General features: G+C 62.6%; 21 protein-coding genes. 19 read left to right on the top strand and 2 right to left on the bottom strand.

Annotated features, from left to right (window positions below; translation table 11 throughout):
• Positions 1–8: 8 nt before the first annotated feature.
• The 7 genes from fghA to rpoS all read left to right on the top strand — a co-directional run bounded on the left by fghA (position 9) and on the right by rpoS (position 6,102).
• Complete coding sequence (gene fghA / locus E2H86_RS06710; protein ID WP_133325984.1) at positions 9–863, top strand: S-formylglutathione hydrolase; 855 nt, start codon at positions 9–11, stop codon at positions 861–863.
• Positions 864–1,000: 137 nt separating this feature from the next.
• The gene (ispF, locus tag E2H86_RS06705) at positions 1,001–1,474 is read left to right on the top strand and encodes a 2-C-methyl-D-erythritol 2,4-cyclodiphosphate synthase (RefSeq protein WP_133325982.1); all 474 of its coding nucleotides are present in this window, start codon (positions 1,001–1,003) and stop codon (positions 1,472–1,474) included.
• Positions 1,471–2,529, top strand: a complete 1,059-nt coding sequence (truD, locus tag E2H86_RS06700; RefSeq protein WP_133325980.1) for a tRNA pseudouridine(13) synthase TruD — start codon at positions 1,471–1,473, stop codon at positions 2,527–2,529. Before ispF ends, truD begins: the two co-directional genes overlap by 4 nt.
• Entirely contained in the window at positions 2,517–3,266 is a 750-nt protein-coding gene (gene surE / locus E2H86_RS06695; protein ID WP_133325978.1) for a 5'/3'-nucleotidase SurE, read from the top strand. The genes truD and surE overlap by 13 nt, the downstream gene beginning before the upstream one ends.
• Before the next feature lie 38 nt (positions 3,267–3,304).
• Positions 3,305–3,943: a protein-L-isoaspartate(D-aspartate) O-methyltransferase gene (locus E2H86_RS06690; RefSeq protein ID WP_165976041.1), complete on the top strand. Its 639-nt coding sequence runs from the start codon at positions 3,305–3,307 to the stop codon at positions 3,941–3,943.
• Between the two features lie 188 nt (positions 3,944–4,131).
• Positions 4,132–4,986 carry a peptidoglycan DD-metalloendopeptidase family protein gene (locus E2H86_RS06685; RefSeq protein ID WP_133325976.1) on the top strand — a complete coding sequence of 285 codons (855 nt, stop codon included), beginning with the start codon at positions 4,132–4,134 and terminating at the stop codon, positions 4,984–4,986.
• A 108-nt stretch (positions 4,987–5,094) separates the two neighbouring features.
• Positions 5,095–6,102 (top strand): RNA polymerase sigma factor RpoS, encoded by a 1,008-nt coding sequence (gene rpoS, locus E2H86_RS06680; protein WP_133325974.1) that lies wholly within the window; start codon positions 5,095–5,097, stop codon positions 6,100–6,102.
• 518 nt (positions 6,103–6,620) lie between these two features.
• Here the strand turns inward: rpoS and fdxA are convergent.
• Together fdxA and mutS are read right to left on the bottom strand one after the other, a co-directional pair.
• Complete coding sequence (gene fdxA / locus E2H86_RS06675; RefSeq protein WP_133325972.1) at positions 6,621–6,944, bottom strand: ferredoxin FdxA; 324 nt, start codon at positions 6,942–6,944, stop codon at positions 6,621–6,623.
• A gap of 139 nt (positions 6,945–7,083) precedes the next feature.
• A complete protein-coding gene (gene mutS, locus E2H86_RS06670; RefSeq protein ID WP_133325970.1) occupies positions 7,084–9,657 on the bottom strand; it encodes a DNA mismatch repair protein MutS in 2,574 nt (857 codons plus the stop codon).
• Positions 9,658–9,803: 146 nt separating this feature from the next.
• On the opposite strand from mutS, the gene E2H86_RS06665 reads away from it, so the two are divergent.
• The 12 genes from E2H86_RS06665 (at position 9,804) to E2H86_RS06610 (ending at position 19,280) form a co-directional block, all read left to right on the top strand.
• Positions 9,804–10,541, top strand: coding sequence for a LexA family transcriptional regulator (locus E2H86_RS06665; protein WP_133326577.1), 738 nt, complete (start codon positions 9,804–9,806; stop codon positions 10,539–10,541).
• A 458-nt stretch (positions 10,542–10,999) separates the two neighbouring features.
• The gene (locus E2H86_RS06660) at positions 11,000–11,353 is read left to right on the top strand and encodes a phage holin family protein (protein ID WP_133325968.1); all 354 of its coding nucleotides are present in this window, start codon (positions 11,000–11,002) and stop codon (positions 11,351–11,353) included.
• Complete coding sequence (locus E2H86_RS06655) at positions 11,350–11,847, top strand: hypothetical protein (RefSeq protein WP_133325966.1); 498 nt, start codon at positions 11,350–11,352, stop codon at positions 11,845–11,847. Before E2H86_RS06660 ends, E2H86_RS06655 begins: the two co-directional genes overlap by 4 nt.
• Positions 11,844–12,404, top strand: a complete 561-nt coding sequence (locus tag E2H86_RS06650; protein WP_133325964.1) for a phage baseplate assembly protein V — start codon at positions 11,844–11,846, stop codon at positions 12,402–12,404. The genes E2H86_RS06655 and E2H86_RS06650 overlap by 4 nt, the downstream gene beginning before the upstream one ends.
• A 43-nt stretch (positions 12,405–12,447) precedes the next feature.
• A complete protein-coding gene (locus E2H86_RS06645; RefSeq protein WP_133325962.1) occupies positions 12,448–12,774 on the top strand; it encodes a GPW/gp25 family protein in 327 nt (108 codons plus the stop codon).
• Complete coding sequence (locus E2H86_RS06640) at positions 12,771–13,658, top strand: baseplate assembly protein (protein ID WP_133325960.1); 888 nt, start codon at positions 12,771–12,773, stop codon at positions 13,656–13,658. The genes E2H86_RS06645 and E2H86_RS06640 overlap by 4 nt, the downstream gene beginning before the upstream one ends.
• A complete protein-coding gene (locus tag E2H86_RS06635; protein WP_133325958.1) occupies positions 13,655–14,263 on the top strand; it encodes a phage tail protein I in 609 nt (202 codons plus the stop codon). The genes E2H86_RS06640 and E2H86_RS06635 overlap by 4 nt, the downstream gene beginning before the upstream one ends.
• Complete coding sequence (locus E2H86_RS06630) at positions 14,223–16,787, top strand: phage tail-collar fiber domain-containing protein (RefSeq protein WP_243744031.1); 2,565 nt, start codon at positions 14,223–14,225, stop codon at positions 16,785–16,787. The genes E2H86_RS06635 and E2H86_RS06630 overlap by 41 nt, the downstream gene beginning before the upstream one ends.
• A gap of 32 nt (positions 16,788–16,819) precedes the next feature.
• Positions 16,820–17,191: a phage tail assembly chaperone gene (locus E2H86_RS06625; RefSeq protein ID WP_243744030.1), complete on the top strand. Its 372-nt coding sequence runs from the start codon at positions 16,820–16,822 to the stop codon at positions 17,189–17,191.
• An 85-nt stretch (positions 17,192–17,276) separates the two neighbouring features.
• Complete coding sequence (locus E2H86_RS06620) at positions 17,277–18,443, top strand: phage tail sheath subtilisin-like domain-containing protein (RefSeq protein ID WP_133325954.1); 1,167 nt, start codon at positions 17,277–17,279, stop codon at positions 18,441–18,443.
• Between the two features lie 13 nt (positions 18,444–18,456).
• The gene (locus tag E2H86_RS06615; RefSeq protein ID WP_133325952.1) at positions 18,457–18,966 is read left to right on the top strand and encodes a phage major tail tube protein; all 510 of its coding nucleotides are present in this window, start codon (positions 18,457–18,459) and stop codon (positions 18,964–18,966) included.
• Between the two features lie 11 nt (positions 18,967–18,977).
• Positions 18,978–19,280 (top strand): phage tail assembly protein, encoded by a 303-nt coding sequence (locus E2H86_RS06610; RefSeq protein ID WP_133325950.1) that lies wholly within the window; start codon positions 18,978–18,980, stop codon positions 19,278–19,280.
• Positions 19,281–19,377: the final 97 nt, after the last annotated feature.

Raw genomic sequence — 19,377 nt, 5'->3', positions numbered from 1 at the left:
GGTCTGTCATGAGCCTGGATAACATCTCTTGCCAGAAGAGCTTCGGCGGCTGGCACAAGCGTTACCGGCATCACTCCAAGGTGCTGGGCTGCGACATGGTGTTCGCCGTCTATCTGCCTCCGCAGGCCGAACAAGGCGAGAAGCTGCCTGTGCTGTACTGGCTCAGCGGCCTTACCTGCACCGACGAGAACTTCATGCAGAAGGCCGGCGCCCAGCGCCTGGCTGCCGAGCTGGGTTTGATCATCGTGGCGCCAGACACCAGCCCGCGCGGCGACCAGGTGCCTGGCGACCCCGATGGCGCCTATGACTTCGGCCTCGGCGCGGGCTTCTATCTCAACGCAACCCAGCAACCCTGGGCGCAGCACTATCGTATGCACGACTACGTGGTACAGGAGCTGCCGGCACTGATCGAGGCGCATTTCCCGGCCTCCGACCAGCGCAGCATCAGCGGCCATTCCATGGGTGGCCACGGCGCGTTGGTGTGCGCCTTGCGCAACCCAGGGCGCTACCGTTCGGTATCGGCGTTCTCGCCGATCAGCAACCCGATGGACTGCCCGTGGGGGGAGAAGGCGTTCAGCCGTTATCTGGGTGAAGACCGCGCACGCTGGCGCGAATGGGACGCCAGCGTGTTGTTGGCCGAGGCGCCGGCAGGCCAGTGCCCGCCGCTGCTGGTCGACCAGGGCGACCGCGATGACTTCCTCGACAAGCAGCTCAAGCCGCAAGCGCTGGAGCAGGCTGCACGCAAGGGCGGTCATGAACTGACCCTGCGCATGCAGCCAGGCTATGACCACAGCTACTACTTCATCGCCAGCTTCATCGATGAGCACCTGCGCCACCATGCGGAGGCCCTGGGGCGGGTGTAAGTTCAGAGCGGCAAGCTTCAAGCTGCAAGAAAGAGCAGGTTGCACATCGCCCCGATTTTTCTTAAGGCTTGCAGCTTGCAGCTTGCAGCTCCAAATGCAGGTAGAATCACGCCCTGACTCAATCAGGGCGTTTTTCTATGCGTATTGGCCACGGCTACGATGTGCACCGTTTCTGCGACGGTGATTTCATTACCCTGGGTGGGGTGCGTATCCCCCACAAATACGGCCTGCTGGCCCATTCCGACGGTGACGTGCTGTTGCATGCCCTGAGTGATGCCTTGCTCGGCGCCGCTGCGTTGGGCGATATCGGCAAGCATTTCCCCGACACCGACCCGCAGTTCAAGGGTGCCGACAGCCGCGTGCTGCTGCGTCACGTGGTAGGTATCGTCGCGGCCAAGGGCTGGAAGGTCGGCAACGTCGATGCCACCATCGTCGCCCAGGCGCCGAAAATGGCCCCGCACATCGACACCATGCGTCGAGCCATCGCCGAAGACCTGCAGGTCGAACTCGACCAGGTCAACGTCAAGGCCACCACCACCGAGAAGCTTGGCTTCACCGGTCGCGAGGAGGGCATCGCCGTGCATGCGGTCGCCCTGCTGCTGCCCGCATGACCGAACTGGAACTGCTGGGCCCGCGTGCGTCGGGCGGGTCGCTGGGGACCGCGGTACTCAAGGCGGTGGCCGAGGACTTCCAGGTCGACGAAGTGCTCGACATCCCGCTCTCCGGCCAGGGCGAGCATCTGTGGCTGTGGGTCGAGAAGCGAGACCTCAATACCGAGGAAGCGGCGCGCCGGCTGGCACGAGCCGCTGGCGTACCGGTGCGAGCGATCAGCTACGCCGGGCTCAAGGATCGTCAGGCGCTGACCCGCCAGTGGTTCAGCTTGCACCTGCCTGGCAAGGCCGACCCCGACCTGTCCCGTGCCGAGGATGCCAGCCTGCGTGTGCTCAAGCAGGTTCGCCACCTGCGCAAGCTGCAACGTGGCGCCCATTCGGCCAACGGCTTCACGCTGCGTTTGACCGGCTTGACAGGGGATCATGCAGCGCTGGATGCCCGCTTGGGAAGCCTCAAGGCGCAAGGCGTGCCGAACTATTTTGGTAGCCAGCGCTTCGGCCATGCCGGCGGCAACGTCCATGATGCCCTCGATTGGGCAAGCCGCAAGGCGCTGCCAGAACAACGCAATGTACGTTCGCGGCTGCTTTCGGCGGCGCGCAGCTATCTGTTCAACCAGGTGCTGGCGGCGCGTGTGGCCGACGGTAGCTGGCAGATAGCCCAGGTCGGCGACTTGTTGGCGTTCACCACCAGTCGTAGTTTCTTTCCTGCAGGCGAGCAGGAATGCAGCGATCCGCGCCTGGCGATTCTCGACCTGCACCCGACGGGTCCGCTGTGGGGCGAAGGCTCAGTAGCGACCTGCGGCGCCCCCGGGGCGCTGGAATCGGCGGTTGGTGATCGGCACCCGCAGTTGTGTCAGTGGCTGGCGCAAGCGGGAATGGTTCACGAACGACGCATCCTGCGGCTCCCTATTGGCGGCTTGACGTGGCATTATCCAGAGCCTGATATCCTGCAACTGGAATTCGTCCTTCCGGCCGGATGCTTCGCCACCGTCGTGGTGCGCGAACTCGTCGATCTGGTGCCGGCAGGGCAGACGGACAGCCCATGCGTATTCTGATTTCGAATGACGACGGTGTTACCGCACCTGGCCTCGCCGCGCTTCACGCTGCGCTGGCGGATTATGCCGAGTGTTCGGTAATTGCCCCGGATCAAGACAAGAGCGGCGCCAGCAGTTCGCTGACGCTGGATCGGCCACTGCACCCGCAGGCCTTGGCCAACGGTTTCATCAGCCTCAACGGCACGCCGACCGATTGCGTGCACCTGGGGCTGAACGGTCTGTTGGCCGAGACGCCGGACATGGTCGTGTCGGGCATCAACCTGGGGGCCAACCTGGGCGATGACGTGCTGTATTCCGGCACCGTCGCTGCCGCCCTGGAAGGCCGCTTCCTGGGCGGTACCTCGCTGGCCTTCTCGTTGCTCTCGCGCCAGCCGGACAACCTGCCGACGGCGGCTTATATCGCCCGCCGTTTGGTCGAGGCGCAAGCGCGCCTGCAATTGCCGGCGCGCACCGTGCTCAACGTCAACATTCCCAACCTGCCGCTCGAGCACATCCGCGGCATCCAGCTCACCCGTCTGGGCCACCGCGCCCGTGCTGCGGCGCCGACCAAGGTGGTCAACCCGCGAGGCAAGGAAGGCTACTGGATCGCTGTGGCCGGCGATGCCGAGGACGGAGGGCCGGGCACTGACTTCCACGCGGTGATGCAGGGCTACGTCTCGATCACCCCGCTGCAATTGGACCGCACCTTCAACGATGCTTTCGAACAACTCGATGGTTGGCTGGAGGGCGTGCTCTGATGCGCGAACAGGACGATCTGCTGCGGCGCGGCATCGGCATGACCTCCCAGCGGACCCGGGAGCGGTTGATTCAACGTCTGTGCGAGGAGGGCGTTTCGAACCCCAAGGTGCTCGAGGTCATCCGCCGCACCCCTCGGCATCTCTTCGTCGACGAGGCCCTGGCGCACCGGGCCTATGAAGACACCGCGCTGCCGATCGGCCATAACCAGACCATCTCTCAGCCGTTCATGGTCGCGCACATGAGCGAACTGCTGCTCGAAGCCGGTCCGCTGGACAAGGTGCTGGAAATCGGTACCGGCTCCGGCTACCAGACCGCGATTCTCGCCCAGTTGGTGGAACGGGTGTTCTCGGTGGAGCGGATCAAGGTCCTGCAAGACCGCGCGAAAGAGCGTCTGGTCGAGCTCAACCTGCGTAACGTGGTATTCCGTTGGGGCGATGGTTGCGAGGGTTGGCCCGCCCTGGCGCCCTATAACGGCATCATCGTCACCGCAGTGGCCCCAGAGGTACCCCAGGCGCTGCTCGACCAGTTGGCGCCGGGAGGGCGCATGGTGATTCCGGTCGGTCCGGCGGGCGAAGTGCAACAGCTGATGTTGATCGTGCGCGAGGAGCACGGCTTCTCACGACGGGTACTGGGTGCAGTGCGTTTCGTGCCGTTGCTCAATGGCCCAGTAGCCTGAGTCGCAAGGCTTTTTCGCCCTCGCCGCGAATTCTTGCGTCGGCCGCCTGTCTATCTGGCGGGGCTTCAGGGTATTCATGGGTATCCAGGCCAGGCAATCCTCCCTTTGCGGATGGGCTTGGTTATAATTGCAACAATATTGCATTTCATTTCGTCTTTACGTTTTTTGGCACCATGAGGGGAGCGCGGGTGGGTCACACAGGCATGCGGCAGCGCAGGGATCGAGCGGGTTTCAAGCTTCTGGCGATTGCGTTGGCCATGGGGACCCTGTTGGCAGGGTGTTCGAGCACCGGCTCCAGTGGCGCACGGGTCGTCGACCGCGGCAGTTCGAACGCAGCGCCCAAGCGGCCGACCGTGACCTCCGGGCAATACATCGTCAAGCCGGGGGATACGCTGTTCTCCATCGCCTTCCGCTATGGCTGGGATTACAAGGAGCTGGCTGCGCGAAATGGCATCACGGCGCCATACACCATCCGTCCGGGCCAAGCGATTCGTTTCAGCAGCGGTTCATCCGGACGAACCACGGTCGTGTCCAGCCCATCGTCATCGAGCCGCACCACGGTCACCCGGCGGCCTGCTGGGACCACTACGACGACCACCAGCAAACCAGCCACCGCCACAGCGTCGAGCAGCACGCCGGTGGTCACCACCGTACCCGCCGCGGAGCGTGCGGTGGGCGGCTGGACCTGGCCTGCGAACGGTGTGCTGATTGGAAAATTCGCTTCAAACGGTAGTTTGAATAAAGGCATTGATATCGCCGGTGATTTGGGACAGCCTGTTTTTGCTGCGTCTGATGGTTCGGTGGTGTACGCCGGGAGTGGCTTGAGGGGCTACGGCGAGCTGATCATCATCAAGCACAGCGATACCTACGTCAGTGCCTACGGCCACAACCGCAGGCTTTTGGTTCGGGAGGGGCAGCAGGTCAAGGCAGGGCAGTCGATTGCTGAAATGGGGTCCACGGGCACTGATCGGGTGAAACTGCATTTCGAGATTCGCCGCCAGGGCAAACCCGTCGATCCTCTCCAGTTCCTGCCACGTCGTTGACCATTGTGCCTGGCCTGTTCCTTTGACGTAGAGGGGACGGGCTCCAGCGATGCCAAGGAGACAGGCGCCGCTCGAGTCTGAGTTCGAACTCAGCAAAGGACTATAACAATGGCTCTCAGTAAAGAAGCGCCGGAGTTTGACATCGACGAGGACGTCCTCCTGATGGAGACGGGCATCGTTTTGGAAACGGATGTGGTGTCAGACGAACCTGCTGTACCTTCGGTTCGGACCAGGGCCAAATCAGGCTCTTCGCTCAAGCAGCACAAGTACATCGATTACAGCCGGGCACTCGATGCTACCCAGCTGTATCTCAACGAGATCGGCTTCTCGCCTCTGCTGTCGCCAGAGGAGGAAGTGCATTTCGCCCGCCTCTCGCAAAAAGGCGACCCTGCCGGGCGCAAGCGAATGATCGAGAGCAACCTGCGCCTGGTGGTGAAAATCGCCCGCCGCTACGTCAACCGCGGCCTGTCACTGCTCGATTTGATCGAGGAGGGCAATCTGGGTCTGATCCGCGCGGTCGAGAAGTTCGACCCCGAGCGTGGCTTCCGCTTCTCGACCTATGCCACCTGGTGGATCCGCCAGACCATCGAGCGGGCGATCATGAACCAGACCCGCACCATTCGCCTGCCGATTCATGTGGTCAAGGAGCTCAACGTTTACCTGCGCGCCGCGCGGGAGCTGACGCAAAAGCTCGATCACGAACCCTCCCCGGAAGAAATCGCCACGCTGCTGGAAAAGCCGGTAGCCGAGGTCAAGCGCATGCTGGGTCTCAACGAGCGGGTGTCTTCGGTGGACGTTTCGCTGGGCCCGGACTCGGACAAGACCCTGCTCGACACCCTGACCGACGATCGTCCAACCGACCCCTGCGATCTGCTGCAGGACGATGACCTGTCGCAGAGCATCGATCAGTGGCTGGGCGAGCTGACCGACAAGCAACGTGAAGTGGTGGTGCGTCGTTTTGGCCTGCGGGGGCATGAAAGCAGCACCCTTGAGGATGTTGGTCTGGAGATCGGCCTGACTCGCGAACGCGTGCGGCAGATTCAGGTAGAGGGGCTCAAGCGCCTGCGTGAGATTCTCGAGAAGAACGGCCTGTCCAGCGAATCGCTGTTCCAGTAACACGAGCTGGAGTCGAAGAGCCCCGTCATTTGGCGGGGCTTTTTCATGGCTATCGAAACCCGGAGGGCTCGCTCAAGCACCGAGCAAGCCGGAGGCCGACGCTTAAAAGATGGCATCCGCTACCTTTGTAGCGTTGGATGTAAGCCTTTGCTTACTCTTTGTGTAAGCCATCTATGTGATGAGGAGTAAATTATCGCCGTTTTCACATTCCGCGAAAATCTAAGTGCTTGAAAGTATTGCGTTTATTCGATGTGTGGAAGTGTGTCCCTGGTAATGTCTTGTGAGGTTTCGCAGTTTGCGGCACCGATTCAACTCGTTAGTATTCGAACTGTGCACACGGACATGCACAGGCCCTCACGGATGAAGGCCAAGGACATCGCAAGAAGCGATTTCATCAGGACGATGTTTAGGACAAGCAGGGACTACGGAAAAAATGTGGGCGGGTCAAACCGCCCCTTTTTTTTGCCTGGCGAAAATGAAAAAAGGCTCTCTCGAGCCTTTTTCATACGCTTGCGCTATCAGCGCTGCAGATCGGCGATCTTGCCGGTCTTGCCATCCCACTCTTCAGCGTCAGGCAGCGCGTCTTTTCTCTCGGTGATATTCGGCCAGATTTCCGCCAGCTCGGCATTGAGCTCGATGAAGTTTTCCATGCCAGCAGGGATCTCGTCTTCCGAGAAGATCGCCTGGGCCGGGCATTCAGGCTCGCACAGTGCACAGTCGATGCACTCGTCCGGGTGAATGACCAGGAAGTTCGGGCCTTCGTAGAAGCAGTCCACCGGACAGACTTCCACGCAGTCGGTGTATTTGCATTTGATGCAGTTGTCGGTGACGACGAAGGTCATTTCTAGTTCTCTCCTCAGGCGACGGCGGCGGCCCTTCCTCTCAGGGCCGCGCGGCTAACTGGCAATGGCTGCAGGCCAGGCTAATAGCCTGCAGCACCAGCAAACCGCGGCGGATTCTACCAGCTTGTTGTGGGCGCCGTTATAACAGGTTCTTTAGTTGATATAGCGTTTCGATAGCTTGACGCGGGGTCATGTCGTCCAGCGCCAGCTTGCCCAGCTTCTCGATGGCTGGGTGAGGCAGGCTGGCGAACAGGTCGCTCTGGTGCGGCACGCTTGGGGCATCGGCGGCTTTCTTGGCCACCGGGGCCTCATGCGGCAAGCTGCTGGTTTCCAGCCGGCCCAGGTGTTCGCGGGCACGCTGGATGACTGGCGCCGGCACGCCGGCCAGTTGCGCCACAGCCAGACCATAGCTCTGGCTGGCAGGGCCGGGCAGCACGTGGTGCAGGAAGACGATCCGCTCATTGTGCTCGGTCGCGTTCAGGTGCACGTTGGCCACCAATGGTTCGCTTTCGGGCAATACCGTCAGTTCGAAGTAGTGGGTGGCGAACAGTGTGTAGGCGCGCAGTTGGGCCAGGCGCTCGGCAGCGGCCCAGGCCAGCGAAAGGCCGTCGAAGGTGCTGGTGCCGCGACCGACCTCGTCCATCAGCACCAGGCTGCGGTCGGTGGCATTGTGCAGGATATTGGCGGTTTCGCTCATCTCGACCATGAAGGTCGAACGACCGCCGGCCAGGTCATCGCTGGAACCGATGCGGGTGAAGATGCGGTCGACCAGCGACAATTCGCAACGGGCCGCCGGCACGAAGCTGCCGATATGGGCCATCAACACGATCAACGCGGTCTGACGCATGTAGGTCGACTTACCGCCCATGTTCGGGCCGGTGATGATCAACATGCGAGTGCTGTCGTCCAGGCTCAGGTCGTTGGCCACGAACGGCGTGGTCAGCACTTGCTCGACGACAGGATGGCGACCTTGGTCGATGCGCAGGCAAGGCTCGTCGACGAATGTCGGGCAGTTCAGGTCGAGGTTCAGCGCGCGCTCGGCCAGGTTGCTGAGCACGTCCAGCTCGGCCAGGGCGGCGGCGCTGTCTTGCAGCGGCGCCAGGTGGCCGATGAGGTTTTCCAGCAGCGCGTCGTAGAGCATCTTCTCGCGGGCCAGGGCGCGGCTCTTGGCCGACAGGGCCTTGTCCTCGAAAGCCTTGAGCTCCGGAGTGATGAAGCGCTCGGCACCCTTGAGGGTCTGGCGACGGATGTAGTCGCCCGGCGCCTGTTCGGCCTGCTTGGTCGGCAGCTCGATATAGTAGCCATGCACGCGGTTGTAGCCGACCTTGAGGTTGGCCAGGCCCGTGCGGGCCTTTTCCCGGGCTTCCAGGTCGATGAGGAACTGGCCGGCGTTCTCGCTCATGGCCAGCAGCTCGTCGAGCTCAGTGTCGTAACCGGTCTTGAGTACGCCGCCGTCACGGATCACAGCGGGCGGGTTGTCGATGATCGCCCGTTCCAGCAGGCTGGCCAGTTCCGGGTAGGTGCCGGTGATCGCGGCCAGGCGTGCCAGGTGCGGCGCCTCCAGCTCGGCCATGGCGTTCTGCAGCTCCGGCAGCGCCCCGAGGGCATCGCGCAGGCGCGCCAGGTCACGCGGGCGGGCGTTGCGCAGGCCGATACGGGCGAGGATCCGCTCGATATCGCCGATTTCCTTGAGCTGCGGTTGCAGTTTCTCGAAGCGGTAGCCGTCGAGCAGGCAACGGATCGACTGCTGGCGCGCCTGCAGGACCTTGAGGTCGCGCAGCGGACGGTTCAGCCAGCGGGTCAGCAGGCGGCTGGCCATGGCGGTCTGGCAGCGGTCGATCACCGACTGCAAGGTGTTGTCGCGGCCACCGGCCAGATTGATGTCCAGCTCCAGGTTGCGCCGGCTGGCGCCGTCGAGGATCACCGTATCGTCCATGCGCTCGTGGCGCAGGCTGCGCAGATGCGGAAGGGCAGTACGTTGGGTTTCCTTGGCGTAGGTCAGCAGACAACCCGCGGCGCCGATGGCCAGGGTCAGCTTGTCGCAGCCGAAGCCCTTGAGGTCCTGGGTGGCGAACTGCTGACACAGACTCTTGCGCGCCGAGTCACGGTCGAAGTCCCACGGCGCACGACGGCGCGCACCTGGGCGCTTTTCCGCGGGCAGGCCCTGGGGCCAGTCGTCAGGAATCAGCAGCTCGACCGGGTTGAGGCGTTCGAGCTCGGCCAGGAGGTTTTCCCAGCCTTTTATCTCTTGCACGCTGAAGTTGCCGCTGGTGATGTCCAGCACGGCCAGGCCGAACAGGCGCTCGTCACCCAGCAGGGCGGCGATCAGGTTGTCGCGGCGCTCGTCGAGCAGGGCTTCGTCGCTGACCGTGCCTGGGGTGATGATACGCACCACCTGGCGCTCCACCGGACCCTTGCTGGTAGCCGGGTCGCCAATCTGTTCGCAGATGACCACCGATTCGCCGAGCTTCACCAGCTTGGCCAGGTAGCCTTCGACCGAATGGAATGGGATGCCGCACATCGGGATCGACTGGCCCGCCGACTGCCCGCGGGCGGTCAGGGTGATGTCCAGCAGTTTTGCGGCTTTCTTCGCATCTTCGTAGAAGATCTCGTAGAAATCGCCCATGCGGTAGAACATCAGCTGGTCTGGATGCTGGTTTTTCAGCTTCCAGTATTGCTGCATCATCGGGGTGTGTGCGGATAGATCAGACATTCAGGGCCTTACAGCGGTCATCTGGTTGGCATTTTGCGAACCGCGCATTCTACAGGGATTTTCCCTGCAAAGGGGCACGGAGCGGCGGCCCATCACCTATTCATGCATGGTTGCATTTCTTGAGGTTCGCTTGCATGATGCACGTTATGCAAAAGCGCAACGTAGCAACCGTACTCAGAGCACTGCTCGATCGCCACGGCCTGTCCCCGACGGAGCTGCACCGGCGTACGGGCGTCCCGCAATCGACCCTGTCACGGATTCTCAGTGGCAAGATCGTCGACCCCTCCGACAAACACGTGTCGAAAATCGCCGAGTATTTCGGTGTGAGCACCGATCAACTGCGCGGTCGCGCCGAACTGGGCGAAACGCGTGAACAGGCTAGGCCGGTGCATGGGCATGCGCAACTGAGCGACATCAGCTTGTGGGACGATGAAACCCCCGTCGAGGACGACGAGGTCAGTGTGCCTTTCCTTCGTGAGGTCGAATTGGCAGCCGGATCAGGAAGATTTGTCATCGAGGAGAGCGAACGCGCCCGCTTGCGTTTCGGCAAGCGCAGCCTGCGCCATAATGGCGTGCAGTTCGACCACGCCAAATGCGTCACCGTGCGGGGTAACAGCATGCTCCCGGTGCTGCGCGATGGGGCCACGGTCGGGGTGAACACCGGCAAGTGCTCGATCGGCGACATCATCGATGGCGATCTCTACGCCATCAACCACAACGGGCAGTTGCGTGTGAAGCAGGTGTACCGCCTGCCCACTGGCATCCGCCTGCGTAGCTTCAACCGCGACGAACATCCCGACGAGGACTACAGCTTCCAGCAGATGCAGGATGAGCAGATCAGTTTGCTCGGGCATGTGTTCTGGTGGGGCATGTACGCACGTTGAATCCACCTTCCTGAAAAACCCGCTTCGGCGGGTTTTTTTTCGCCTCCAGAAAAATCCTACAGCCCACGGCATGCATGGATCTCATGCATTCAAGCAAATTTTCGCGCATGGAAATATTTAAAAATGCATTGACTGCATATGCATCAATGCATAATGTGTGTCTCAAGCCGGTCGGACACCGGTTGTTACACAGGCAGCGATGAACAGGCCTCGACTGTTCAGAGGGTTGGCAACTGGCCCGGGTGTGCAGCGTAAAGCACCACGATCAGTTATCCGGCGGGCAGGTGGCCGCGGTCGGAGACACCAATTTGTGCAAGCAACCGCCCGGCGTCACCAGTCGTGGCCGGCGGTTCGACAACGCATTACTGAAAAGCCCGGGCTGCGGGCTTTTTGGAATGCCGCGTTCCACCCATCGCTCACCGGTCACCGCCGGTGAGCCTCATACAGGAGACAGGACAGTGACGAATGAGCAACAAGCGTCGCTGGAGATGCCGCTCTGGCTGGTGATCGTCCTGGCATTGCTGGGCGGCCTCAGCGGCGAAATGTGGCGCGCCGACAAGGCCGGGGCCACTGGCTGGTCGCTGTTGCGACGCCTGGTATTGCGCTCTGGGGCCTGCGTGGTCTGCGGGGTTTCGACGGTGATGCTGCTGTATGCCTGCGGCCTTTCCATCTGGACCGCCAGCGCCTTTGGCTGCCTGACCGCCGTGGGCGGTGCCGATGTAGCCATGGGCCTTTACGAACGCTGGGCAATGAAACGCCTGGGCCTGCGCGACGCCGGGCCTTCAGCCGATCGATCGAGGGAAGACACATGAACGAACTCGCCACACTGCATGCGACCGTAACCGCGACCATTCGTGAGTCCATGCCAGACCTGGTGTCGGTTGATGCATACACGAACGTAGGAAATGCATTGGAGCGCCCATCGCTGCGCCACGGCGTGGTCCGCATGACGGCCGATGCCACGCCGAGGGATGGTCGCTCGGTGCTGATCGCCACCTTCGAGGCGGACATTACCGCCGACAGCGCCAACCCAGATGCGCGGCTGCAGGGCAGTCTGCTCGCGGCACAACTGATGGACCTGTTGCGCCAGCAGCACTGGGGCCTGGAGTTCGTCGAGGCGAGTCGCAATGTGCAGGCGCAGTTCGAGGGCAGCGCCTGGAGCGTGATCTGGGAGCAGCCGGTAATGTTCGGCGAGCCGCGCTGGGACTGGCCTGACCAACCACCCGGCAGCCTGCGCCTGGGCTTCAGCCCGGACACCGGCCCCGGCAACGAAGGCCAGTACCTGGCACCGGAGGAGCTGGCATGAGCTACGTCAGCGCAATGCATGACCGCATGCTGGCGTGCCTGTTGATCCCCTGCCGGGTGGTCGCGGTGGACCTCGCCGCGGCGCGGGTAAGGGTCTCGGACGGTGCCGGCTGGACCAGCGCCTGGTTGCGCTGGCATGCCCTGGCGGCAGGTGCGGCGCGCCATTGGCGGGCACCGGGCCTCGGCGAGCAGGGGGTATTGCTGAGCCCCAGTGGCGAGCCGGCCCAGGGCACCTTCATTCCCGGCTTGTACGGCAATGCCGGTCCGACGCCAGACAACCGCGAATCCACCGAGGCCTGGCACTTTCCCGACGGCGGCTCGTTGGTCTACGACTGGCAGGCCAAGCGCTACGACATCCAGTTGCCCAGCGGCAACGCCCGCATTCAAGTCGGCCAGAGCAACGTGCTGGTCAGCGACGGCGCCATCCATCTTGAAGCCAGCAGCATCAGTCTCGCAGGCAATGTCGCCATCGACGGCCCGTTGAGCGTCAGCGGCGACATCAACGGCGGTGGGCGGATCATCGATACCGCTGGCAATACCGCCAACCACAAACACTGAGTCAGGAGTTCGCCATGCAGACAAGAACAACCGGAGGTGCACCGTGATCGGCCTGGACCGCCACACCGGCCAGACGCTGGCCGGCGCCTCCCACTTGCGCCAGTCCATCGAAGACATCCTCGCCACGCCCTTGGGCAGCCGACGCATGCGCCCGGAATACGGCAGCCAGTTGCGCCGTTACGTCGACCTGCCGGTCAACGAAGGCTGGAAGAGCGCGGTGCAAGCCGAGGTCGCCCGCGCCCTGGGGCGTTGGGAGCCACGCCTGCGGCTGGAGCGGGTCAAGGTGGTGGCGGTGCTCGACGGCCAGGTCAGCTTGGTCTTGAACGGTCGCTACCTGGGTGAAGATGCACAGGTGGAGGTGAACGTATGAGCCCGGTCGACCTGTCGCAACTGCCGGCGCCGCAGTTACTCGAAGACCTCGATTTCGAGGTGCTGTACCAGGCGGACCTGGACACCTTCCGCGAATACCTGGGCGAGGGCTGGACCGCCAATCTGGAAAGCGATCCGGTGACCAAGCTGCTGGAGGTCGGGGCCTACCGCAAGTTGCTCGATCGGGCGCGCACCAACGACGCAGCCAAGGCGCTTCTGCTGGCCTACGCCCAAGGCAGCGACCTTGACCAGTTGGCAGCCAACGTCAGCCTGCAGCGCCTGGTGATCCAGGCCGAGGACCTGACCGCTACACCTCCCACCGAGGCCGTGCTCGAGTCGGACGATGCCCTGCGCGAGCGAGTGCAGTTGGTCTATGAAGGCCTGACCACGGCGGGGCCGCGCAACAGCTATATCCTGCATGCCCGCAACGCCTCGGGGTTGGTCGCCGATGCCACCGCGCAGAGCCCGGCCCCGGCCGAAGTGGTCGTGAGCGTACTGGCGCTGGAGGGCAACGGCGAGGCCTCGGCGGATCTGTTGCAAACCGTGCAGGCCTATTTGAGTGACGACGATGTGCGCCCGGTCGCCGACCGGCTGACGGTGCAATCAGCGCAGATCCTGCCGTATCGCATCGATGCCCTGGTGTACATGGCCGGCACCGGCCCGGAGAACGAGGCGGTGCTCGCCGAATGCAAGGCGCGCCTGCAAGCCTGGGTGAACCCTCGGCGCCGGCTGGGCGTGGAAGTAGCGCGCTCGGCGATTGATGCCCAGTTGCATATCAGCGGCGTGGCCCGGGTGGAAATTCCCGGCTGGGCCGACATCCGACCAAGTACGGCCCAGGCCGCCTGGTGCGAAGGGTTCACGGTCGAGCGGGGTGAAGAGGCATGAATAGCCTGCTACCGCTCAACAGCACCGCCCTGGAACGGGCGGTGGAGGCAGCCGGTGTCGACGACGCCGCCATCCCCTTGCGCACGCTTTACGACCCTGACACCTGCCCCGCGCATCTGCTGTACCAACTGGCCTGGGCGTGGTCGGTGGACCGCTGGGATGACAGCTGGACCGATGCGGTCAAGCGATCGGTCATCCGCTCGTCGTTCTACGTTCATGCCCACAAGGGCACCATCGGCGCGCTGCGTAGGGTGGTCGAGCCATTCGGCTACCTGATCGAGGTGCAGGAATGGTGGCAGACCGAGCCCTTGGGCGTGCCAGGCACTTTCGCCGTCAAGGTCGGGGTGGCCGAGGAGGGCATCAGCGAGGAGACCTACCGCGAGCTGTCCTGGCTGATCGACGACGCGCGCCCGGTGAGCCGACACATGACCGGGCTGGTGATCAGCCTGGAAACCGCTGGCCGGGTGTACTTGGCCACGTCGATTTCCGAGGGCGACGAACTAGATGTCTACCCGCCACTCGCCGTGGACCTCGAGGTCAGCGGCAGCATTGGTAGGGGTGGGCGTGAACACACCATCGATTACCTGGATATTCATTATGGTTGACCGGACTTCACAGTTTTACGCGATCCTCACCAATGTCGGCGCGGCCAAGCAGGCCAATGCCGATGCCCTGGGCATAGCCTGGAAGATTACCGAGATGGCCGTGGGCGATGGCAACCCCGGCAATGTCGAGAGCCCGGCATTGCCGCAGCCTTCGGCGAACTGGACGGCCTTGCTGAATGAATGGCGCAGGGCGCCGCTGAATCAGTTGAAGGTCGATGACAAGGACAGTTCGATCATTGTCGCCGAGCAGATCATTCCGGCGGATATTGGTGGGCGCTGGATTCGCGAGATCGGGTTGTATGACGCCGATGGGGATCTGGTGGCGGTGGCCAATTGTGCGCCGACCTACAAGCCGCTGCTGAACCAGGGGTCGGGGCGTACTCAGGTGGTGCGGATGAACCTGATCGTAAGTAGCGCCAGTAATGTGCAGCTCAAGATTGATCCTAGTGTGGTGCTGGCTACTCGTGAATGGGTCGAGAGCGAGCTGGCGAAGCAGGACTTCAAGCATTCAGTAGTTGCGGCGACTACTGCAGCCATCAGCCTGAGCGGGTTGCAGACCGTCGACGGTGTGGCCCTCTCTGCTGGGGTGCGGGTACTGGTGAAAAACCAAGTCGCCGCTAAGGATAATGGCTTGTATCTGGTGGTTGCAGGGGGCGCCTGGGCTCGCTGCACTGATGCGAATATCAGCGCCGAGATGACGCCCGGCATGCTGGTGTTGGTAGAGCGGGGCGCGGTCAATGGCGACAGCGCGTGGCAGCTGGTGACGGATGCACCGATCACGCTAGGCGTTACCAGTTTGACGTTTGAAATGGCCTTTGGGCGCACCGGTGTGGCGGCGGGTATCTATCGCAGCGTGACCGTAGACGCTTACGGTCGAGTGGTTGCGGCAAGCAATCCCACCACCGTGGGCGGTTATGGCCTGACCGATGTATATACCAAGACACAGATCGATGAAACCTTGGGTCTCAAGGCGCCGTTGGACAGTCCTACATTCACCAATAATCCGACCGCCCCCACCCAGGCGGTGGGCGACAACAGCACTCGGTTGGCGAACACCGCGTTTGTGCAGGCTGCTATAGCTGCGTTGGTGGCTTCATCCCCTGGAGCTCTAGATACGCTCAACGAGCTGGCGGCTGCGCTGGGCAACGATCCGAACTTCGCCACCACTATGACCAACGCATTGGCGCTCAAGGCGCCGTTGGCCAGTCCCATGTTTACCGGCGATCCGAGGGCGCCAACGCAAACGGCAAGCGATAACGATTCATCTGTGGCCACAACGGCGTTTGTGCGCGCGGCCATGTCCTTGTTTGGCGTGGGTTCCGCAGCGAACCAGTTCGGCGGCAACATCGATATGCTGAACTTGACCGGCTTTTATCTAGTTTCCGGCAACGCCGGCACGATGCCTAAGTGGCCCTCTGGATATCCTGGCGGAGTTCAAGGCCAGTCGATCACGGCGGGCAGCCTGCTGCACATCGAGCGAGGATCGGGTAATGCGGCCACGCAGATACTCGACGTATTCATCAGTACGACAACGCCACTCACATTCATTCGAACTAAGAATCTGAGCGGGAATTGGTTGCCTTGGGGCGAGTTGTGGACCAGTCACAACACACCGAAACAAGCCAGTAGCACGGATCAAACCGCTGGTGCGATGTTGACGGTGGGGTCTTTCGGCCTGGGCGCCGGCGTCCTTAGTACCGAAACCAACCTTAACAATTACAAGATCCCAGGTAACTATCTAACCCCTTTATCAGGTCTCACAAACCTACCAGACGGTTGGACAGCCAGCGCTCGCTACAACGTTGTTGTCGAGGGATTGAATGCAAATAACTATCTCATCCAGCGCATCACGGGCGGTCTAGCGCAAGGTGGGATCCCAGTCATGGCCTTGCGTGTGATGCAAAACGTGGACGGGTGGACAGATTGGTACACGTACTCCACCAGTCAAACGCTGCCGTTCCGTGGTACGCAGGTTTACAAAGCTGCCGGTGTATCTACCTGGGCTGTTCCCGCCGGCGTAAACAAAGCTTGGGTAACTGTTATCGGTGCTGGGGGCGGGGGTGGTTGCGCTCCCGCCAACAGCATCGGCTCGGCCGGTGGTGGTGGTGGCGGCATGTCGCAGCGCTTGGTTGACCTAGCGGGCGTTACGTCGGTAACGGTGACGGTCGGTGAGGGTGGGGCCGGCGCGACAAGCTTCGGCGGGCAAGGTGGAACGGGGGGGACATCCTCCTTTGGGGCTTATCTGTCTGCGACCGGCGGCGTAGGTGGTGCAGGGAATAGCTCGTCTGCTAACGCCGGCGGAAATGGTGGCTTGGGCGTAGGCGGGGATTTTAATACCACACTGGGCCCTGGTCACTCTAACTACGGTACTCAAGGCGGCACCGGTGGCGGGCCAGGCGTTCGTGCCTCCCAGGCCGCAGTCACTGGCGGTACGGGCGTGGGTCCTGGCGGTGGTGGCTCTGGTGCTTATACCGGCTCATCGGGTGGGCTTGGGGCTGTTGGGCAGGTAATTATTCAATGGTGATGACTATGTGGGCTCTTGTGCAGGATGGCGTCGTGGTCGAGACGACGAATGTCGACCCGGAGGGGCGCTATCACCCCGACCTCAAATGGCGAGCTTGCCCGGATCAGGTTCGTTCCGGGTGGCTTTACTCGAACGGCTCATTTTCCGAGAAGGTTGTGAGCGAGGAGGACCGTCGCGCGGCTGAGCGGCAATGGCGAGATGTTGAACTGTCCGCCCGGCAATGGCTGCGCGACCGCCATCGCGATGAGCAAGACCTAGGGCGACCGACCACGCTCAGTAATGTGCTTTTCACCGAACTGCTTTCGTACTTGCAGGCGCTGCGTGACTGGCCACAGTCCGAATCTTTTCCCGATTCGCAAAAGCGACCGAAGTTGCCCATCTGGATTGACCTCTTTACCAAATAACGCCCCGCACCGCTGGGGCGTTTTCTTTTCTGCTGTATCACCTCCGGCCTCGCCCTCGCGGGGCCTTCTTCTTTCTGGAGTATCTATGAGCGGATTTTTCCACGGCGTTACCGTGACCAACGTCGACACCGGAGCCCGCAGCATCGCGCTGCCTTCCTCCTCGATCATCGGCCTGGTCGACACCTTCACCCCCGGCGCCGATGCCACGGCCCAGCCCAACGACCTGGTGTTGATCACCAGCGAGCGCGAAGCGGTTGCGGCGTTCGGGCAGAACTCGGCCATCACTCGTGCCTGTCGCGCCATCTATACCCGGGCCAAGGCAGTGATCGTCGCCTGCGGTGTGGCCAAACTGGATGATGATGCCGAGCAAACCTCGGCGATCATCGGCAACGTCCAGGCCGATGGCAAACGCACCGGCCTGCAGGCGCTGCTCGACGGCAAGAGTCGTTTCAACGCCCAGCCACGCCTGCTGGCCACGCCTGGCCACAGCGCCACCCAGGCCGTCGGCACCGCCCTGGTGGCGCTGGCCGACAAGCTGCGCGGCATCGCCATCATCGACGGCCCGAACACCACCGACGAAGCGGCTATCGGCTACGCCGAGAACTTCGGTGCTAAGCGCGCGTTCCTGGTCGATCCAGGCGTGCAGTACTGGGACAACGGCGACGAAGCCACCCTCGATGCACCCGCTTCGGCCTGGGTCGCCGGTCTGTTCGCCTGGACCGACAGCGAATACGGTTTCTGGGCCTCGCCCTCGAACAAGGAGTTCGTCGGCATCACCGGCACCACCCGCGCAGTCGAGTTCCTCGATGGCGACGATACCTGCCGCGCCAACCTGCTCAACAACGCCAACATTGCCACCATCATCCGTGACGATGGCTTCCGCCTGTGGGGTAACCGCACCCTGTCGAGGGACCCGAAGTGGGCGTTCGTCACCCGCGTACGGACCATGGACATCGTCATGGACGCGATCCTCTACGGCCACAAGTGGGCCGTCGACCGCGCCATCACCGCCACCTACGTCAAGGACGTCACCGAGGGCCTGCAGGCGTTCATGCGCGACCTCAAGAACCAGGGCGCGATCATCAACTTCGAAGTGTTCGCCGACCCCGACCTGAACACCGCCAGCCAGCTCGAGCAAGGCAAGGTCTACTGGAACATCCGCTTCACAGACGTACCGCCTGCCGAAAACCCCAATTTCCGCGTCGAAGTCACCAACCAGTGGCTGACCGAAGTCCTCGATTCCGCCGCCTAAGGAGCGCACACACATGGCAATGATTCCCGAAACCCTGGCCAACCTGAACCTGTTCGTCGACGGCGTCAGCTTCCAGGGCGATGTACCCAGCCTGACTCTGCCCAAGCTCACCCTGAAGATGGAAGAACATCGCCCCGGCGGCCTGGACATGCCGGTGGAGATGGACATGGGCATGGAGAAGCAGGAAGCGGCGTTCACCACCACTGGCGTGCGCCGCGAAGCGCTGAAGTTCTTCGGCCTGGCCGATGGCAGCGGCTTCAACGGCACCTTCCGCGGCGCCTTCAAGGGCCTCAAGGGCAAGATCAACCCGGTGGTGGTGACCCTGCGCGGCAGCCTCAAGGAGATCGACATGGGCGACTGGAAATCCGGCGAAAAAGCCGAGATCAAGCACAGCGTCGGCCTGACCTACTACAAGCTCGAAGTCGATGGCCGGGTTATCTACGAAATCGACGCCCTGGGCATGAAGCGGGTGATCGACGGCGTCGACCAACTGGCCGCCCAGCGCGCCGCACTCGGCCTGTAAGGAGAAGCACCATGGCCCAAGCAAAAAAGCAGCCGCAGTGGCTGACCCTGGACGCCGAGCGCGTCACCGTGCGCCTGTCGCGCCCCAGCGAGGCCAATGGCGTGCAGGTCGACAGCCTGACGCTGCGGGCACCGACCGTGCGCGACATCCGCAATGCCCAGGCCGGGGGCGCCAGTGACGATGAACAGCGCGAGCTGAACCTGTTCGCCTCGCTGGCCGAGGTCGGTATCAAGGACCTCGAAGGCCTTGCCCTGAAGGACTATAGCCGCCTGCAAAGCGGCTATTTTCGCCTGGTGCAGGACGACAAACTTTGACCCGGCCCGGCAAAAGGCCGCTGCCAGGCGGCTGGCCAAGGAACTGAATTTTTCCGCGAGCGACATCATGACCATGTCCTATAACGACATGGTCTGG

The organism is Pseudomonas putida (assembly GCF_004357765.1).
Lineage (GTDB): Bacteria > Pseudomonadota > Gammaproteobacteria > Pseudomonadales > Pseudomonadaceae > Aquipseudomonas > Aquipseudomonas putida_U.
The sequence above is the reverse complement of the archived record's forward strand: the minus strand, read 5'-3'. Positions and strand labels throughout refer to the sequence as shown.

Excerpts from the sequence above, each read along its gene's own strand:
- E2H86_RS06635 (WP_133325958.1), top strand. The coding sequence starts at position 13,655 with ATGAATAGCCTGCTACCGCTCAACAGCACCGCCCTGGAACGGGCGGTG.
- truD (WP_133325980.1), top strand. The coding sequence starts at position 1,471 with ATGACCGAACTGGAACTGCTGGGCCCGCGTGCGTCGGGCGGGTCGCTG.
- E2H86_RS06620 (WP_133325954.1), top strand. The coding sequence starts at position 17,277 with ATGAGCGGATTTTTCCACGGCGTTACCGTGACCAACGTCGACACCGGA.
- fghA (WP_133325984.1), top strand. The coding sequence starts at position 9 with ATGAGCCTGGATAACATCTCTTGCCAGAAGAGCTTCGGCGGCTGGCAC.
- E2H86_RS06615 (WP_133325952.1), top strand. The coding sequence starts at position 18,457 with ATGGCAATGATTCCCGAAACCCTGGCCAACCTGAACCTGTTCGTCGAC.
- E2H86_RS06650 (WP_133325964.1), top strand. The coding sequence starts at position 11,844 with ATGAGCTACGTCAGCGCAATGCATGACCGCATGCTGGCGTGCCTGTTG.
- ispF (WP_133325982.1), top strand. The coding sequence starts at position 1,001 with ATGCGTATTGGCCACGGCTACGATGTGCACCGTTTCTGCGACGGTGAT.
- rpoS (WP_133325974.1), top strand. The coding sequence starts at position 5,095 with ATGGCTCTCAGTAAAGAAGCGCCGGAGTTTGACATCGACGAGGACGTC.
- E2H86_RS06655 (WP_133325966.1), top strand. The coding sequence starts at position 11,350 with ATGAACGAACTCGCCACACTGCATGCGACCGTAACCGCGACCATTCGT.
- fdxA (WP_133325972.1), bottom strand. The coding sequence starts at position 6,944 with ATGACCTTCGTCGTCACCGACAACTGCATCAAATGCAAATACACCGAC.
- E2H86_RS06690 (WP_165976041.1), top strand. The coding sequence starts at position 3,305 with ATGACCTCCCAGCGGACCCGGGAGCGGTTGATTCAACGTCTGTGCGAG.
- mutS (WP_133325970.1), bottom strand. The coding sequence starts at position 9,657 with ATGTCTGATCTATCCGCACACACCCCGATGATGCAGCAATACTGGAAG.
- E2H86_RS06610 (WP_133325950.1), top strand. The coding sequence starts at position 18,978 with ATGGCCCAAGCAAAAAAGCAGCCGCAGTGGCTGACCCTGGACGCCGAG.
- E2H86_RS06640 (WP_133325960.1), top strand. The coding sequence starts at position 12,771 with ATGAGCCCGGTCGACCTGTCGCAACTGCCGGCGCCGCAGTTACTCGAA.
- surE (WP_133325978.1), top strand. The coding sequence starts at position 2,517 with ATGCGTATTCTGATTTCGAATGACGACGGTGTTACCGCACCTGGCCTC.
- E2H86_RS06665 (WP_133326577.1), top strand. The coding sequence starts at position 9,804 with ATGCAAAAGCGCAACGTAGCAACCGTACTCAGAGCACTGCTCGATCGC.